The 17,382-nt window shown below is 56.0% G+C and carries 11 protein-coding genes; 8 read left to right on the top strand and 3 right to left on the bottom strand.

Going from position 1 to position 17,382, the window contains the following annotated elements:
* Positions 1–236: 236 nt before the first annotated feature.
* Both V2S86_RS13930 and V2S86_RS13925 read left to right on the top strand, forming a co-directional pair.
* Positions 237–521 carry a hypothetical protein gene (locus tag V2S86_RS13930; protein WP_330762888.1) on the top strand — a complete coding sequence of 95 codons (285 nt, stop codon included), beginning with the start codon at positions 237–239 and terminating at the stop codon, positions 519–521.
* A gap of 13 nt (positions 522–534) precedes the next feature.
* The gene (locus V2S86_RS13925; RefSeq protein ID WP_330762887.1) at positions 535–867 is read left to right on the top strand and encodes a hypothetical protein; all 333 of its coding nucleotides are present in this window, start codon (positions 535–537) and stop codon (positions 865–867) included.
* A gap of 329 nt (positions 868–1,196) precedes the next feature.
* Here V2S86_RS13925 and V2S86_RS13920 read toward each other — a convergent pair whose 3' ends face one another.
* The gene (locus tag V2S86_RS13920) at positions 1,197–1,484 is read right to left on the bottom strand and encodes a Bor family protein (RefSeq protein ID WP_330762886.1); all 288 of its coding nucleotides are present in this window, start codon (positions 1,482–1,484) and stop codon (positions 1,197–1,199) included.
* Between the two features lie 152 nt (positions 1,485–1,636).
* Positions 1,637–2,530: a LysR family transcriptional regulator gene (locus V2S86_RS13915; RefSeq protein ID WP_330762885.1), complete on the bottom strand. Its 894-nt coding sequence runs from the start codon at positions 2,528–2,530 to the stop codon at positions 1,637–1,639.
* Positions 2,531–2,683: 153 nt separating this feature from the next.
* Here V2S86_RS13915 and V2S86_RS13910 point away from each other — a divergent pair, with 153 nt between their 5' ends.
* On the top strand, positions 2,684–3,898 hold the full coding sequence (locus V2S86_RS13910) for an L-dopachrome tautomerase-related protein (protein ID WP_330762884.1): 1,215 nt from the start codon (positions 2,684–2,686) through the stop codon (positions 3,896–3,898).
* 45 nt (positions 3,899–3,943) lie between these two features.
* Here the strand turns inward: V2S86_RS13910 and V2S86_RS13905 are convergent, their stop codons facing one another.
* Entirely contained in the window at positions 3,944–4,969 is a 1,026-nt protein-coding gene (locus tag V2S86_RS13905; RefSeq protein WP_330762883.1) for a GlxA family transcriptional regulator, read from the bottom strand.
* Positions 4,970–5,188: 219 nt separating this feature from the next.
* Here V2S86_RS13905 and V2S86_RS13900 point away from each other — a divergent pair, with 219 nt between their 5' ends.
* From V2S86_RS13900 to V2S86_RS13880, 5 genes are all read left to right on the top strand, one after another.
* Entirely contained in the window at positions 5,189–7,087 is a 1,899-nt protein-coding gene (locus V2S86_RS13900) for a beta-ketoacyl synthase (protein ID WP_330762882.1), read from the top strand.
* A 109-nt stretch (positions 7,088–7,196) separates the two neighbouring features.
* The gene (locus V2S86_RS13895) at positions 7,197–7,607 is read left to right on the top strand and encodes a CorA family divalent cation transporter (RefSeq protein ID WP_065505952.1); all 411 of its coding nucleotides are present in this window, start codon (positions 7,197–7,199) and stop codon (positions 7,605–7,607) included.
* 165 nt (positions 7,608–7,772) lie between these two features.
* Positions 7,773–8,471 (top strand): hypothetical protein, encoded by a 699-nt coding sequence (locus tag V2S86_RS13890; RefSeq protein WP_330762881.1) that lies wholly within the window; start codon positions 7,773–7,775, stop codon positions 8,469–8,471.
* A gap of 55 nt (positions 8,472–8,526) precedes the next feature.
* Positions 8,527–16,365 carry an aminotransferase class III-fold pyridoxal phosphate-dependent enzyme gene (locus V2S86_RS13885; protein WP_330762880.1) on the top strand — a complete coding sequence of 2,613 codons (7,839 nt, stop codon included), beginning with the start codon at positions 8,527–8,529 and terminating at the stop codon, positions 16,363–16,365.
* Positions 16,365–17,381, top strand: coding sequence for an arylesterase (locus tag V2S86_RS13880; RefSeq protein WP_330762879.1), 1,017 nt, complete (start codon positions 16,365–16,367; stop codon positions 17,379–17,381). The genes V2S86_RS13885 and V2S86_RS13880 overlap by 1 nt, the downstream gene beginning before the upstream one ends.
* Position 17,382 lies beyond the last annotated feature (1 nt).

Below are 17,382 nucleotides of genomic sequence, written 5' to 3'. Positions count from 1 at the left end.
ATTGGTCGCACAATCAGTCGATCATAAATCCCTATGCCTGTCTTTTTTACCCGCCCATTACTGGGGATTCCTCAGCGCTCCGGCGGGTTTTTTCGTTGCCGCCGCTGCACTCTCTGCTACCATGTAACGACTTGTTACTTGTCTATGGGAAAAGGACTGAATGAAAAAGATTACTGTCGCTGTCATGGTGTGCCTCATCAGGGAATAAGCAGCTTCAGAAAGAAACAGAAGTTAGCATGCAAAGCAAAATCAAAGAGGGTGTCACCACCAAGGCCCAGTTGAAGACAATGCTTGGCTCTCCAGATAGCGTGAGCTTTACCGATGGCGGGAAAGAGATCTGGAAATATGTCCATGCAAAGGTGAAAGTGAGCGGTAAAACGTTTATCCCGTTCTATGGACTGTTCCATAACGGTACCAATGGCACCAAGAAAGAGCTGACTATACTTTTCAATGGCGATGTGGTTGAGAAATACACCATGTCTGAATCAGCCATCGAAACAAAATCAGGATGGGCAGACTGATTGGGGGATTTATATGAGAAAGGCTTTGTTGACATTGGTGCTATTTGCTTCCCCATTAGCACATTCGGCGGAATATAAAATAGCAATTCCTTCCGATTCAAAGGCTAAATACACAGTATTAACCAAGGGTGAGAACGCTGGTTTGAAAACCATTGTCACGAAACGCGAGGGAAGTTCTGGTGTGTCTTACTCAGAGCGAGCGTATGACTGTGTTAACAGGACTGTCAAGTACTTAGGAAGCGGTGATTCGTTGGAACAAATGAAATCCTCTCCGGCGGATCAGAACATGAGCGACATCGTTTCCGGCTCTATCGCTGATTATGTTGGGAATGAAGCCTGTAAGTAATTATTAAGTCTTTTGATATGGCGATTTATAAAAAAACCTCGTTCTGGCGAGGTTTTTTATTACTAAAAGGTAAGTAAATGGCAGACAATGGTTGTGGGGTCCTGACCTATGAGATTGGGATTTAAATTGCCAACCAGTTTTTCGGGGGGCTTATTCAAGCAGATGACATCACTCAATTGCAGTCACGTATCGCCCACTTATCCATAAGATTGAGGCAGAAAGGCAGGGGGCTTCACTGATGAATACCATCGATAATGCGGAAAGTACCGTAGTGGCACGGAAATTAAGAAGCCCGACTTGTAAACGGGCTTAATTTCATTGAAGAATGATTATGAGCAATATACGCGAGCTTCACGCGGGGTGTAGATACCGAGGGTCACAAAACCAAGCAGCCCATTGACGAAAGTTTGCTGTACTTCTGTACGAACAACTTTATCTGCCCCGCCACAAACGGCAGCCGCATCAATAGTTTTCTTCTGGCCAATGCCGGACACAAAGAAGTGATGAGTAGTGATCTGTTTTGGTGCTATCGCTACGTCATTTTTTACAGTGAATGTTTGCTGAGCGCAGCCAGTGACAGTCATGGTGAGAACGACTGCGGCAAGTAACTTTTTCATAAATATCCCTTTTGTAAGTTAATAAAAGCGCGAGAATAATGGCATGTTTACATGAATTTACAAGTTGAAATATTAATTACCAAAGCTGTGATCTACCCCAAAATTAGATAACAGACTCAGTTACTACTGGCATTTTTCTACCCCAAACCCCCCTATAAACACAGCAGTTCGATCATCGCCCGCGTTGCCGGCGATTGGCGGCGATGCGGTGCGTATACCACCGAGAAGGGGCGTGAACGGCCGCGCAAATGCGGCAGTATTTCCACCAACCGGCCGTTTTCCATTCGGTCATGAACGATAAATTCATAGCTCTGGCAAATACCGATACCCTGTTCGGCCAGGGACACCACGCCCAATACGTCGTCGGAAATTTCGATGGATGAGCTGGGCAGCCAGTCAACGTCACGCTCACCGTCGCGAAATACCCAGGGTGCGAGCCGGCCGGTGCGCGGCATGACGAACGGCAGGCAGATGTGCCGCTCCAATTCTTCCAATGTCTTGGGTGTACCGGCGCGATTGAGGTAGCCGGGTGAGGCGACCAAAAGCAACGCCGCATCCTCGAGCTTGCGCGCGACCAGGCCGCTGTCGGGCAAGTCGCCAAGGCGGATGGCGAGATCAAAACCCTCCGCGACCAAATCGACATTGCGATTGGTGATATTCAACTCCACCCGGACTTGCGGGTACTGCTGGGCAAAGCGCGCTAGCAGCGGCGGTAGACGGTAGTGCCCATAAGTGGTGGGCACGCTTATCTGCACGCGGCCGGTCAGTTCGCCTTCCAGCCCCTGGATTTCGCGCCCGGCGTCGTCCAGTTGTTGAAATGCCGATCGCGCCTGCTCCAGGTAGAGCCGCCCGGCTTCGGTCAGGCCCAGATTGCGGGTGGTTCGATGCAGCAATTGTCGCCCCAGGCGCGTTTCAAGGCGGGAAACGGCCCGGCTCAGCACGGAAGCCGTGGTAGAAAGCGCCACGGCACCCGCAGTAAAAGAACCTTTCTCGATCACCGCAATGAAAGCCTCTACATCCCCAAGGTAGTCAAATTTACGGCTCATCTTATCCTCAAAAGAACAAATCTTTGTCCATTAAGCCAATTTATCACCCTGAGAGTTATCAATACAATTTATTAAAAGGGGATTTGCTGCAGCCTCGCCAAAACGCCTGAGCCCCCGTTCACCGCTTTTCCTTACATTCAACGGAGCACGTTTATGCCCAAACATTTCTTTCGTCTTTCCGCTATGGCCATGGCGGCTCTGCTGTCTTTCGAAAACGCGGCGATAGCGGCGGATTCGCCAACCCTCGAACGCTGGCGCAGCTATACCGGCGTGAGCTGGGAATCCCCCAAAAGTGGCAAAGATCCGGCTGCTTTTTCCGGGTCGGTCAACGCGCCTATCGCCGGTATTCATTTCGATAAGCAAGGCACCGCGTTCGTGAGTACGCCGCGCCTGGTGTCCGCCGCTGCGCCTGCCACATTGAGCATTCTGGACACCCGCGCCACGTCTGGCCCCGCACGCTTGGCGGCATTCCCGTCCCGCGAGGGCAACGCCGTGAATGCCGCACCGGAACAAAACCTGCGTAATGTGCTGGGCTTTTATGTCGATCGCGAGAACGGCTGGTTGTGGGCACTGGACATGGGCTTCGTCGCCGGCGAAGCCGAGGCTCCGGCCGGCTCGCAGAAGGTGCTGGTGCTGGATCTGACCTCGGGTCGAACCATCAAGCGCATCGGCCTGGATGGCGTGGCTGACCGCAAGGGCAGTTTCCTGAACGATATTGTCGTCGATGAGCGCCGTCGCGTTGCCTATATCTCCGACAGCGGTTCGCGCAGTGCACCGAACAATAAGGTCGGCCTGATCGTGGTGGATTTCGCCACCGGCAATGCCCGCCGGGTGCTCGACCGGCACGCGAGCCTGCAGATTGAGGCGGGCGTGAAAGTCGTTGCGCATGGCGCAGACGTTTGGCCAGGTAACCCGTTACTTATTGGCATTAACGGCATCGCGTTGTCGCCGGACGGCCGCACGCTGTATTGGACAGTGACGACAGGTACGCACGCGCATGCGGTGCCGACCGAGATCTTGCGCAACACTGCGGCCACAGATGAACAGATTGCCGCAAAAATCCAGGATCTTGGCTCCGTAGGCGGTAATACCGATGGCATCGTGACCGACGCCGTCGGCAACCTTTACATTACCGATGTTACCCGCAATGGCATTGTGAAGTTTGATCCCAAGAGCAGGGCGATGTCGCTGCTCGCCGCCGACGAGGGCGTACGCTGGCCGGACACGCCTGCTATCCAGCCAGGCGGGGATCTTATCTTTACCTCGAGCAGCTTGAATGATCACTTTGCGGGAACCGTTAAACGGGGCGAAGAGCGTTACGACCTGTGGCGCTTGCCATTGAGCGTGCGTGCGGCGAAAGCTGACTGATTGCGCATGAGATGTGATTGGGGCCCCTTGCGGGGCCCCTTCAGGTTAAAGCCCGGATTCAGCCTGGGCGGTGGGGTGTTCCGTACGGAACATCTTGGCGCGAACGGTTTTGCGATAATCACCGGGCGAAACGCTGGAGATGCGTTTGAACTGGCGGTTAAAGTGCGCAATATCCTGGTAACCCACCAGAGCGGCAATTTCTTGAATACTTAAATTAGTCGTTTGTAACATATTGATTGCGGACTCAATCCTAACCTTTAATAGATATTGCAAGGGTGAAATATCGGTCGCATTTTTGAAGCGGCGGTTAAAGTTGCGCAAACTCATGCCTACCATATCGGCGAGTTTCTGCATCGGTAAGTCTGTCGTGCAATTTTCCTTTATCCAGGTTTGGATCTGGATTATATCCTCGTCAGGATGCGGTTTATTTTCTTCTCGGTAACACAGGCGTTCAAAGTGGCTGCGGATCTCGTGGAAGAAAGTCCGTTGCGTATGGTTTGCCACTTTTTTACCGTAGGTGGTCTCAATAAAATGAACGGTGAGGTCGGAAAGGGCCTTAACGCTGGCTGCACAGAAAATATTCTCGGACTGGGTGATAAAGTATTTTGTTTTTAAATTAACCTCGGGGTAATCATGAGCGAACTGTTCGAAATAGTGCCAGTGGGTGGTGGCCGGTTGGTCATCCAGTAGCCGGGCTTCCGCCAGGAAGCAGCAACCGGTCCCGACGGCGGCTATCCGCGTGCCTTTTGCCGCCTGTATTGTCAGCCACTGCGTGATGGCCGTGTTTTGTCTTACAATAGGGCGCGGGTTGCGCCAGATGGCAGGCAAATAGATGATGTCGTAATCGGCATCGTCTTCCAGTACGTCATCGGCAATCAGGCTAAAACCGCTATGTGTCGGTATAGGATTTTTATTAATACCTATCGTGCTAATACTGAGGATGTTTTCGGGTTTACATAAGGTAAGTGCGTATTTATCTTGATTTTTCTGATTGTTTCTTTGTTCTGCGAAATAACTACTCGCTGCTGCTTTCCACATTTCTATTGGCAGGCTGAGGCCGGAACTCAGCATGTGCTCACACAATACAAATCCTATCTTTGTATTTATCATTTTCCAATCAATACCTGATTTATTATTGGATTATTACTGCTACACCCGTCTTGGCCAAAAAAGTCTGCATTTTGGCCGGATTTTCATAATAGCTTTTGCCCACGCTTTGTAAACTGATATCTGTAAATTATCTAAAGTAAGTGAAGGCATAACGATGCCGCAGAAAGGCTAGGATACTCTATGGTCAAGTTACCTGTCATAACCGCATTCGGTGGCTACGGTCCCGCAGGTCGGAGCTCTTCGCACCACGCGTTTCGTCGCATGGTCATAGACACCTTGCCGAAGGACCAGCAGCAAGAGACGCTATTATCATTAGCAGTGCTGATGGGATTGCTTGAATATCAGGATGAAGGCTACCGTAACGCGGAAGGGAATATACGCTCAGCCGCACAGGCAGCGGCTGAAATAAAAGAAGCCGTGTTGCAAGGCACACTGATCAGAAAGATCGCCAAAGAGTATTTTGACGTCGATGCCGTGGTCAGCCATGCCAAATTGAATATGGCGGCGGGTGCCGACCCTTTGAGTTTTGATCTACCCAGCCGGCAGGTGCCCCAGCCTTTGCCGCAAGGATGGCGGGCTGAACCGCTCACGGACGATCGGGTGCGCATTACCGTTCGCGGCGAGATGGATTGCAAAATCGACGTCACGCTGCGCACCGAAGCGCAAGCCGCGGGCCAATTGCCGCAGGGATTCAGGCCGGGCGACCACTACAGCTCGCAGTTTCATCCTCGTGCGTTGCAAATGGCGATCGTCGCGGCTTCCGATGCCATCAATGCCCTGGGGATCCCGTGGGACGACGTCCGGGCGGCGATTGCGCCAGATCAGTTAGGGGTATATTCCGGCAATATTCTGGGGCAGCTCGACGATCAAGGGTTTGGCGGTATGCTGCAATCACGTCTGAAGGGCCAACGCGTCAGCGCCAAACAGTGCCCGTTGGGCCTGAACAGCATGTGCGCCGATTTTTTGAATGCCTATGTGTTGGGCAGTGTGGGGCACACCAGCGCTACCTTGGGCGCTTGCGCCACCTTTCTCTACAACCTGAATGCCGCAGCGGAAGATATCAAGGCGGGCAGGATCCGCGTGGCCATCGTGGGGAGCGCGGAGGCGCCGATCACCTCGGAAGTGATCGAGGGCTTCGATGCGATGGGGGCGCTGGCGACGGAGAGCAAGCTCAAACGTATCGATGAAACCGAAACGGCAGACTGGCGCAACAGCAGCCGCCCGTTCGGCAACAGCTGCGGTTTCGTGATTGCCGAGTCCAGCCAATATATCGTGCTGATGGATGATGAGCTGGCGTTGCAACTGGGGGCGGAGATTCACGGTTCGGTGAGCGATGTTTTCATCAATGCTGACGGTTACAAACGCTCTATCGCCTCGCCGGGGCCGGGCAATTACATCACCATGGCGAAGGCCGTCGCTTCTGCCGTCACGATGGCCGGGCTGGCATGCGTACAAAAAGGCTCTTTTATCCAGGCGCACGGTTCCAGCACGCCGAAAAACTGCGTGTCCGAAGCCGAGATCTTTGACCGCGTCGCCGAAGCCTTTTCCATTAACCAATGGCCCGTTACGGCGGTGAAATCCTATCTGGGTCACTCATTGGGGCCGGCGAGTGGCGATCAGTTGATCAGCTGTCTGGGCACCTTTAAGTACGGCATCTTGCCGGGAATCAAAAGCCTGTCTCAGGTATCGCCGGAGGTGAATGACGCTCGCTTACTGATCCCGACTCAGGATCGGTCTTTGTCTGCCGAACAGGCGCAGATCGCTTTTATCAACTCGAAAGGCTTTGGCGGAAACAATGCCACCGGCGTGGTCTACTCGCCGCAACTGACGGCGCAGTGGTTGCGCAAACGGCACGGCGAACAGGCTTTTGCCGACTACCAGCAGCGTAGGCGGCAGGTACGGCAACAGGTGGCGGCTTATGATGCGGCGGCCTCACGCGGCGAACTGAAGGTTATCTATCTTTTTGGGCAGCATGGCATGGATGAGGCTGAGGTTGAGATCGACATGGACGGTATCAGAATGCCGGGATTTGAACAGCCGATTCATTATTCTAAGGTTAAACAATTTACAGACTTTTAATTATTCGGCCTTATAAATTTTAAACTATTTAAATAAATGTTTTTTATAAAGGTGCTTGCGATTGCGTAAGCACCTTGTCTATGTGGTGATAATAATCAGGAGAAATAAAGTGGTTAATCTCGGTGAGATGCTGATTGCCTTTGGCTGGAGCGGTATTGTCGTGGGTATTATGATGGGGGGCTTAATGGGGATGTACGCTTTTAAGGGGCCGTTTCGGGCACCTAAAGGGCACGAAAATTACACCGATTTAAACCGCAGGATGCTGAGATTGGCGCATATCGCTTTTATCATGCTTCCTTTGATATCCATGCTTTACGGAATGAATATTGACGACTTACAGGTTCCTTATATTTACAAGTATTATGCGGCGATATGCATGGTCATTCTTTCTGTGGGTATCCCTGTATTACTGATTGCGGCCTGTTTTTACTTACCCTTCAAATATATTCAGGTTATTCCTTTTAGCTGTGGGATGTTTGCATTAGTTGTTATGGCAGTAGGCAGGGTATCCGCCCTGTAATCAATCAACCGTAGTCTTTATATTGAGATGCTAATCATGGAAACGTTACTGAGTGCACGCCAACTCGGCAGAGACGCTATTGCTGCAACGGTAGAAAAGAATAACTATCAGCGTAATCATAAGTTCGCAAAGAGATTAATTGATCGCGTTGAATCGCATCCATTGATGACAAACCCTATCTTGTCAAAAATGAATGGCGGTGAATTTGATCTCAACCAGATGAAAATATTCCATCTGGAGTTTTATCATGCTTTTGCCCAGGTCTTTACCGATGCGGTGATCGAAGCGCTGAGCTCGGCAAAACAGCTGGAAGGCCGCCTGGGTGCCCGGGCAAAAATGGCCGCGCGTTTTCTGTTGCAGATTAACCTGCTGGACGAACTGGGTTTCCACCCGGGGACCGGCAGCGACGGCAGCTATAACGGGCAGCCGGCGTTGGCGCACTATGTGCAATTCTTCAATACCATCGAACAACTGGGCATGAGCGAGGACGAGGTGAAAGCCTGGATGCCGATGTCCAGCGCTGTGGCTTGCCGCGCGACCTTTGAAAATGCCTACGGCGATTATCCGCAGCTGGTCGCGCTGCTGGCCGTTGCGGAAACGGTGTTCCATGATTTTGCGACGCCTTGGGCGAAGAGCGTGGATGTGGCGACCGACATCGACGTCTCCCGCGGTTATCACAGCATCCACGTAGAAACGGAAACCGGCGAGTCGATTGAAGACGGCCACTCTGAAGATGCCTGGATTTTATTCTGCCAGGCAATAACGGAAGATCGTTTTGAGGAAATGGTACAACGCGTGGATTTGTGGCTGAAGGTATGGAATGACTTCTGCAACGATCTGCTTGCCGGCCGCGCCGCAAAATAATTTCGGGCTAATTTAACTTTTCATATTTTATATTGAGAATAAAGAGCTAATCATTATGCCGTCTCATCAGTTGTTTAACAGGGGATTTAATTCCTTCAACCAACTATTGCCCGAGCTTGCTGTTCGACATACCGACAAGACGGCATTTGAATTTTTGCGAAGTGCCAAAGAAATAAACAACCAAAGTTACGGACAATTGCATCAGCGCGCCGCATCCCTGGCCAGCGCGCTTCGGCAATACGGTCATCGGGGCGACAGGGTTATTTTACTTTATCCCGACGGCGAAGATTTTATTGGCGCATTTTTCGGGTGTCTTTATGCCGGCATGATTGCCGTGCCTGTCCCTATGCCGGCCAAGGCCTCAGGAAGCGCGTGGGAGCGTTTTAGCGGGGTTTTACGCAATGCGCAAACGGGATTTATCGTCACCACAGGAAAAGGCGCTGAAACCTTAATATCGCTCGGCTTACCGCTGGCGCCGCAAATTTTTACCTTTGACCCACTGCCCGCCGTGGCTTTGCCGGCGGGGTATCGCCTTCAGCATCTCGATAGCCATTTTTCAGGGGAATTTAATCCTGCGCCGGTGAGCGATGACGATGTGGCTTTTTTGCAATATACCTCGGGTTCAACCGGTGCGCCAAAGGGGGTCATGGTCACTCATGGCAACCTGTGGGCCAACTCGCAGGCCATTCATCACTATTTTGGTCACCACCATGAAAGCCGCGGCATGATATGGCTGCCGCATTTCCATGATATGGGGCTTATCGGCGGCCTGCTGCAGCCGGTATTCGGGGCATTCCCTTGCCGGGTGATGTCACCGATGATGCTGATGAAAAACCCGCTTAACTGGTTAAAGCAGGTGTCGGAGTACCGTGCGACGACCTCGGGCGGCCCTAATTTCGCCTACGATCTCTGCGTGCGCAAAATCAGCCCGCAGCAGGCCGAAGGACTGGATCTCTCCGGTTGGGATGTGGCGTTTTGCGGGGCGGAGCCTATCCGCCCAGCCACGTTGCGCCAGTTCAGTGAACATTTTGCCCCTGCCGGTTTCCGGGCGCAGGCGTTTTTACCCTGCTACGGCATGGCGGAAACCACGCTGATTGTTACCGGCAGGGAGAAAGGCCAGGGGATGGCGGTCACCGAAGAAAAAGCGGGGGAGGTCGTCAACTGTGGCGAGGCGTTGCCCGGCACCGATGTACGCATTGTCGATCCCGGTACTCTACAACCGCTTGCGGCCGGGCAAACCGGCGAGATCTGGTTACGTGGGCCCAGCATTGCGGCCGGCTATTGGAGTAACCCGGCGGCGACAGAAGCCACCTTCCAGGCGCGTATCGAGCCCGATCCGACGCATTGGCTGCGCAGCGGCGACCTGGGGTTCCTGCAAGCGGGGGCGCTGTACGTCACCGGGCGTGTGAAAGAGCTGTTGATCGTCAATGGGCAAAATCATTACCCGACGGACATCGAGGAAACCATCAGGGGAGCAGATATTTTGCTGGAAGACGCAACCGTTTGCGTCTTCGCCGCCGACGTTGCCGAAACTGAACAAGCGGTGGCCTTGCTGGAGATCCCGGAGCGTCTCAGGGAGACCCTGGATACCGCTGCGTTGAACCGGCGTTTGCATGCCGTGGTGGCCGAGCGGCACGGTATTACCCTGGGGGAGTGGGTGTGGGTTGGCCGCCGGGGCATTCCACGTACTACCAGCGGCAAATTGCAACGTACCCGCGCCAGAGAGATGTACCGGCAAAATGAACTGGCGGTGCAATGGCGTAGCCGCGCCGTACAGCCACCCTCGGCCCAGGTTGCCGATGTTACCCCACACAGCGTGCCTGCCCTGGCCGCGCTTATCGCCGGTATCATCGGTACTGCGGTCAACGGCACCGTCGGTGAGCAGCAGTGGGACGAGGCCTTTACCGCCTTTGGCCTGAATTCGTTACAGGCCGTTGGCGTGATCGGCGAGTTAGAACAACATTTGGGGCGCGAGCTGTCACCGGCGCTGATTTACGATTATCCGACGATCAACAAGCTGGCTGCGGGTTTGTTGCAACCCGCTGAGCGCCCGGAAGCACGCGCGGCGGCCGTGGCCGGCCAGGATATCGCCGTGATTGGCATCGGGGTTGAGCTGCCAGGCCACAGTGGCGTGCAGGCGCTGTGGGGGATGTTGCAACAGGGGCAAAGCACCACGGGCGAAATACCGGCTCATCGTTGGGCCGGCTCTGCACTCAGCGGTTTTAACCGCAAAGGCAGTTTTTTTGATCGCGTGAGCGATTTTGACGCCGGTTACTTTGGCATTTCGCCACGCGAGGCGGAGTATATCGATCCGCAACATCGCCTGCTGTTGGAAACCGTGCAACAGGCGTTGACCGATGCGGGGTTACGGACTTCGGCGCTGCGGGGCAGCGACACCGCGGTGTTTATCGGCATCAGCGCCAGCGATTATGCCCTGGTCTCGGGCAACCGGGTTTCCGCGTATAGCGGGTTGGGCAATGCGCACAGCATTGCCGCCAACCGCATATCTTATCTTTATGATTTTAAAGGGCCGAGCGTCGCCATCGATACCGCCTGTTCCTCTTCGCTGGTGGCCATCGACGGGGCCATGCAAAGCCTGCGCTCAGGACGCAGTTCGCTGGCTATTGCCGGCGGCGTGAACCTGGCGCTGACGCCGCATTTGCAAAAGGTCTTCACCGAGGCGCAGATGTTGGCACCGGACGGCCAGTGCAAAACCTTTGACGCGCGCGCCGATGGCTATGTGCGTGGCGAGGGGTGCGGCATCGTTGTTTTGAAACCCCTGGCGCAGGCCTTGGCCGATGGCGACCGGGTTTATGCCACCTTGGTTGCCAGCGCCATCAATCAGGATGGCCGCAGCAACGGCATCACGGCGCCTAACGGGCCGTCGCAGCAGGCGGTGATCGCGCGGGCGCTGGCCGAGGCGGGCATCGACAGCAATCACATCGACTATGTGGAGGCGCATGGCACCGGCACTGCGCTGGGTGACCTGATCGAGTATCAGGCGCTGGAAGCGGTGTTTGCCGAGCGTAGCCAACCGGCACCGGTTCAGGTGGGGTCGATCAAGACCAATATCGGCCATCTCGAAGCCGCCGCAGGCGTGCTTGGGGTGGTGAAGACCGCGTTGATGCTGCATGGCCAGCAGCGCGTGCCTCATTTGAATTTCCAACAGAAAAATCCGCATATCGCCGCCATTAGCCGCCGGGTGGCGGTGGCGGGAAGCCAGCCTTGTGCCTGGGAATCTGCGGCGGGCCAACGTTATGCCGGTGTCAGCAGTTTTGGCTTCGGCGGGACGAACAGCCACGTGATACTGCGTGATTGTCCGCCGGCCGCGAAGCGCGATGAGGCGGCCCTGCCGCTGGCGCTGCTGCTGGTGGCCTCGCACGAAGAACAGGGTTTCAGCGCGCAGCGTGACGGCGTTTATCGCACCTTGCAAATGCAGCACGACGTTGACGTTCCGGCATGGTGTCGCCTGGTCAATACCCGTTATGACCACCCGCGCTATCGTGGGTTTGCCTATGGCGCCAACCGCCGGCAACTGGCAGAAAACCTGGCGCAACTCACCGCGAATAAAGTGGAGAAACCGCGCCCGCAAGTTTGGCTCTTCCCTGGGCAGGGAACACAGCAAATCGGCATGGGGGCGGCGTTATACCAGCACCTGCCGCACTACCGCACGTGCTTCGATAGCCTGGCTGAGACCGTTCAGGAAAGGTATCAAATTGATATTCGGCAAGCGCTGCATGCGCAGGACGACAGTTGGCAGCAGTGCGCCAAAACCTGCCAGCTGGCACTGTTTGCCTGCGCTTATACCATGGCGGATAGCCTGTTGCAGTTCGGGCTACGCCCGGCGGCGGTGATTGGCCATAGCCTGGGCGAGTATTGCGCTGCGGTGATTGCAGGCCAGGTTTCGCTGGAGCAAGGGCTGGCGATGGTTCATCAGCGCGCACGCCTGATGAGCAGCCTGGAGCAGCAAGGCGCGATGGCGGTGGTGTTCAGCGGCGAAAACGAGGTTCGTCGCTGTATTGCCCCCTGGGCCGACGATATTGATATTGCCGCCTTTAATACGCCGACGCTGACCACCATCACCGGCAGTTCGCCGGCGATTGATGCCTGCCTGCAGGCGATTTCAGCGCAAGGCGGCCATGCCCGCCGGATCAAAACCACCCACGCATTCCATTCTCACCTGATGGCTCCCATGTTGCCGGCGTATCGCCTCTGGTTGACGCAGCATATTGATTTTGCCGAGGGGAATATCCCTTTCTACAGCAATCTGGACGGCCTGCCGCGTCGGCGCACCGATGCCGACTACTGGAGCCAACAAATCCGGCAACCGGTTCATTTCCTGCAAGGCATACAGGCGCTGCGAGCGGAAGGGGAATACACCTTTGTGGATCTGAGCGCCGACAGTTCGCTGGGTAAGTTCGTCGCCGCCACCGATCGCAGCCAACAGGTTTTGGCGGCCGCCGATCATCGCCACGAATACCAATCACTGCTGACGCTGCTGGGTTCGTTGTGGCAGCAAGGGCATGACATCGACGGGTCCAGGTTGTATCGCGCAACAAGCCGCGAGGCATTAACGCTGCCGGCCATCCAATTCTGTCGGAAAACCTATTGGTTGGCCGATGAAAAGCCAACGCTGCCACCATCTTCATACGAGGACGCTATGTCAAAACAACATCAATTACGCGCCGAAATCAAAGCGATCATTGCCGGGTATTTGGGAGCATCGCCCGAAGCCCTGGATGATGATCTGCCCTTCCTGGAAATGGGGGCCGATTCGCTGGTCTTGCTGGATGCGATCAATACCATCAAGGATCGCTATGGCGTGGCGATCCCGTTGAGATCGCTGTTTGAAGAATTGAACACGCTGGAGGCGGTGATCCATTACGTTGTCGAGCGTGCGCAAGTGGCGGAGCCTGAAGCGGTCGCCAGTGAGAGCCGGGTTGTGGCGGTAGTGCCGCAAGCCGAAGCTGCGATGGCACCCGTGCAGCTCCCTGCGCTCGAACACGAATGGGCTATGCCGGCAGCGGCCCCGGCCGCGCTGCAAGGGGTGATTGCGCGGCAATTGGAGGTGATGTCGCAACAGCTGCGCCTGTTAGGCGGCAGCCATGCTCAACCGCTTTCAGCCCCGGTATTGCCTTCGGTACCGACAAGCGCGCCGGTAGAGGCACTTCCTCCACCGGCCGTGGCGAATAACGCGGCGGCCACCGTTGCACCGGCCAAAGCCGGCGCCCACAGTAGCTGGTTTAAAAAGGAAACCCAAAAGACCTCATTAGGGGCCGAGCGCGATAAACATATACAGCAATTGACGCAGCAGTTTGTCGGCAAAACCTCTGGCTCCAGGCACAATGCGCAGCAATACCGCGCCGTGCTGGCGGATAACCGGGCATCGGCGGGTTTCCGTTTATCCACCAAGGAAATGCTGTACCCCCTGGTGGGCGTACGTTCGCAAGGTTCCCGCATTTGGGATGTCGACGGTAACGAGTACGTTGATTTCACCATGGGGTTTGGTGCCAACCTGTTGGGGCATGCACCGGAGTGCGTGCAGCAGGCCGTTGCCGCACAGCTGGCGCAAGGCATGCAAATCGGGCCGCAGAGCGCGCTGGCCGGCGAGGTTGCGACATTGATAGCGGAACTGACGGGCCAGCAACGCGTGGCTTTCTGTAACTCCGGTTCTGAAGCCGTCATGAGCGCGGTGCGTCTGGCGCGGGCCGTAACGGGCAAGAATAAAGTGGCGCTGTTCAGTGGCTCTTATCACGGCGTTTTCGATGGCATTTTGGGGCGCCAACAGGGGGGCGAAACGCCGGAGCGGGCAGTGCCGATCGCCGCAGGGACGACGGCGTCCCTGGTCGAGGATCTGCTGGTGCTCGACTACGGCAGCGAAGAGAGCCTGGCTTTGATTGCCCAGTATGCCGATCAACTGGCTGCGGTCATTGTGGAGCCGATACAAAGCCGCTATCCCGATCATCAGCCGCGCGACTATTTGCATGCGCTGCGTAAGCTGACGGCCGAACGCAATATCGCCTTGATGTTCGATGAAGTGATTACCGGTTTCCGCCTGGCTGCCGGCGGCGCGCAGGCGTATTACGGTGTCCAGGCCGATATTGCCACCTACGGCAAGATTGTCGGCGGCGGCATGCCGATTGGCGCCATTGCGGGGGCGGCGCGCTTTATGGACAGTATCGACGGCGGCTTCTGGCAATACGGCGATGAGTCCTGGCCGCAATCCGAACTGATTTTCTTTGCCGGGACCTTCTCCAAGCATCCCCTGACTATGGCGGCCAGCAAAGCGGTGCTCGACTATATCAAGAGCCACCCCGGGCTGTATGACGACATCAACCAAAAAACGCATCACCTCGTGCAGACGCTCAACACCTGGTTTGCCGCGACGGGCACGCCGATCGAGATCGTTTCGGCGGGCAGTTTGTTCCGTTTCAAATTCAGCGGTAACTACGACATTCTGTTCCACCACCTGATGCTGCGCGGCATCTTTATTTGGGAAGGCCGCAACTGCTTCGTGTCCACCGCGCACTCTTCGCAAGACATCGAGCACTTTATCGCGGCGGTAAAAGAGAGCGTGAATGCCATGCGCGTTGACGGCTTCTTCGGTGACGCCGGTTTGCACCCCGATACGGCTTATCCGGCCGCCGACAGCCAGCAGCGTTTTATGCTGCTGGCCGCCAAAGACGACAGCGGGCTGTGCGCGGGCAACATTGGCTGCGTGGTTGAAACGGCGCGTGAAATCGAGGGTTCACTTCTGGCCGAAGCCTGGGCGCTGCTGAGCGAACGTCATGAGTCCTTGCGTATGCAGTTCAATGACGCGGGGGCGTTGCGGGTGCTTCCGGGCGGGGCCACCGTCGATTTTATTGAAGAACGCAGCGAGTCGGCAGACGTTACTGCCCGGCTGGCGGAGTTTGCCGCTAAACCCTTCGCATTGACGGCAGCGCCGCTGGCGCGCGTCTTGTTGCTGAGCCAACCCGGCCAAACGGCCCTGGCGTTGACGGCGCACCATACGGTGGCGGATGGCTGGTCATTTATGGTGATACTGCGTGAACTGCTGCATATCTACGATGCGCTGGCGGCAGGGTTTAGCCCTGAGCTGTCGGCGGCACCGAGCTATTTGCGTTTTATGCGTGCGGAAAAGATGGCCAATGAGGCAGAGGTTGCTCAACGGCTGGCCGCTATTCCACCGCGTCGTTTCGATCCCGCCAGTGCGCTGCCGGTGGTTTTGCAAGTCGCGCCGTACCAAGGCCGGCGTTTGAAACAGACCCTGGCTTACCCGAGTTTGTCGGCCCAGCTGCGTAAAGTTGCCGCAGAACTGCGCACGACCCGCTTTGTGATGTTGAACGCTCTGTTTGTATCGACGCTCGAGACGTTTATCGGCGGCTCTCTGTTGCCGATCGCCGTGCCGGATGCCGGGCGTGACTTCGAGAACAGCGAAGGGCTGGTCGGCCAATGCGTCAGCCTGATGCCGTTGTGCTTCAACAGTGCCGAGAGCGCTTCGTGGCCTGAATTTGTCGTTAAGGTGCATCAGGCGGTGCTGGCGCAGCGTGACGCGCCGGCATTGCCGTCCCGCTGTTTCCATGGCGAGCAAGCGCCACTGCCTCTGTTTGCCACATTCAATGTCGAGCCGCCCGCGCCGTTGGCGCAAATGCGTCAGTGGCAGGCCAGTCTGTCGATGCTGCCGGTCAACGCGGTCGAATTCCCCTTGATGATGAACGTGGTGGAAATGGCCGACGAGCTGTCGATTGAACTTGATTATCAGGCGCGCTATTTCACCGAGCAAACCGCCTCAGCACTGCTGGAGCAGTATCTGGCTGCGATCGCGGTTCTGGCCGAGCAAGGTGTGAGCGCCGTAAATCAGCAGTTTTATTCACCGGTCACCGTGGAAGCATGATGAAAAAGTTGATGGGTATAGCACTGGCTGTCGCTGTGCTGGCGTATGTAATCAATCTGCTGTTTGACGCAGGCGCGTTCTACCGGGTTCAGGATATTAACCTGCAGCAATGCCGAAAAATATCGGGGATCAGCGGGGCGGAGGACATCGCGCCGCTGAAAGAGGGGGGCGCGCTGGTCAGCAGCCTGAATCGCCACGATAAGGCGCCGGGCGCGCTCTATTACTTCCGGCAGGGGCAAGCGCCCCTGCGTTTGCCCGGCGACTATCCGCCTGAGTTTTACCCGCATGGCATCGATGTGTGGCAAAAGGACGCCGAGACGTGGGTTTATGCAGTGAGCCACGGCTCTCAGGGGGATCGCATCGAAACGTTCCGTTTTGAGCGGGCGACGATGCGGCTGGTTTATCAGCCTGAGCTGTCGCGCAGCGTCGGCAAGAATATCAATGACATCAGCGTCATTGATCGATCCCGTTGGCTGCTGACGCGCGACCACGCTTATTCCGGGGGACTTGGGCGTGCGGAAGACTATTTGCGTTTGCCACTCGCCGGGGTGTTGCTGGTTGACGACGCGGGGGAGCATAGGCTGCTTGATGGATTGCACTTTGCCAACGGCATTTACTACAACCCGCAACGGGGTCGGCTGTATGTGGCGGAAACCACCAGCGGCGCCGTGAGCAGTTGGGCATGGCGACCGGGTGAGGCGTCACCCGTCTTGCTGGGGCGGTTCACCGGGTTGCACGGCGTCGACAATATCATGCCCGAAGGCGATGGGCTGCTGGTGGCCGCGCATCCGCAACTGTTAAAGCTGGCCGCATTTCAAAAGGATGCGCAAGCGCGCTCGCCATCATTGGTCTGGCGATTGACGTTAGACCCGCAGGGCGCGGTTGAGCGCTCACGGATTTTTTACCAGAGCCACGGCCAGGCGCTGGCGGCGATTAGCGTGGCGGCACCGCTCGACGGACAGATCCTGATGGGCAGCGTATTCGACGATGGGTTGCTGATGTGCGGGGAGCAATAAC

Source organism: Serratia sp. C2(1), from assembly GCF_036352655.1.
Taxonomy (GTDB): domain Bacteria; phylum Pseudomonadota; class Gammaproteobacteria; order Enterobacterales; family Enterobacteriaceae; genus Serratia; species Serratia inhibens.
This window is presented reverse-complemented; position numbering and strand designations above follow the sequence as displayed.

Coding starts and splice junctions, on each gene's coding strand:
- V2S86_RS13930 (WP_330762888.1), top strand. CDS start 237: ATGCAAAGCAAAATCAAAGAGGGTGTCACCACCAAGGCCCAGTTGAAG.
- V2S86_RS13925 (WP_330762887.1), top strand. CDS start 535: ATGAGAAAGGCTTTGTTGACATTGGTGCTATTTGCTTCCCCATTAGCA.
- V2S86_RS13920 (WP_330762886.1), bottom strand. CDS start 1,484: ATGAAAAAGTTACTTGCCGCAGTCGTTCTCACCATGACTGTCACTGGC.
- V2S86_RS13915 (WP_330762885.1), bottom strand. CDS start 2,530: ATGAGCCGTAAATTTGACTACCTTGGGGATGTAGAGGCTTTCATTGCG.
- V2S86_RS13910 (WP_330762884.1), top strand. CDS start 2,684: ATGCCCAAACATTTCTTTCGTCTTTCCGCTATGGCCATGGCGGCTCTG.
- V2S86_RS13905 (WP_330762883.1), bottom strand. CDS start 4,969: ATGCTGAGTTCCGGCCTCAGCCTGCCAATAGAAATGTGGAAAGCAGCA.
- V2S86_RS13900 (WP_330762882.1), top strand. CDS start 5,189: ATGGTCAAGTTACCTGTCATAACCGCATTCGGTGGCTACGGTCCCGCA.
- V2S86_RS13890 (WP_330762881.1), top strand. CDS start 7,773: ATGACAAACCCTATCTTGTCAAAAATGAATGGCGGTGAATTTGATCTC.
- V2S86_RS13885 (WP_330762880.1), top strand. CDS start 8,527: ATGCCGTCTCATCAGTTGTTTAACAGGGGATTTAATTCCTTCAACCAA.
- V2S86_RS13880 (WP_330762879.1), top strand. CDS start 16,365: ATGAAAAAGTTGATGGGTATAGCACTGGCTGTCGCTGTGCTGGCGTAT.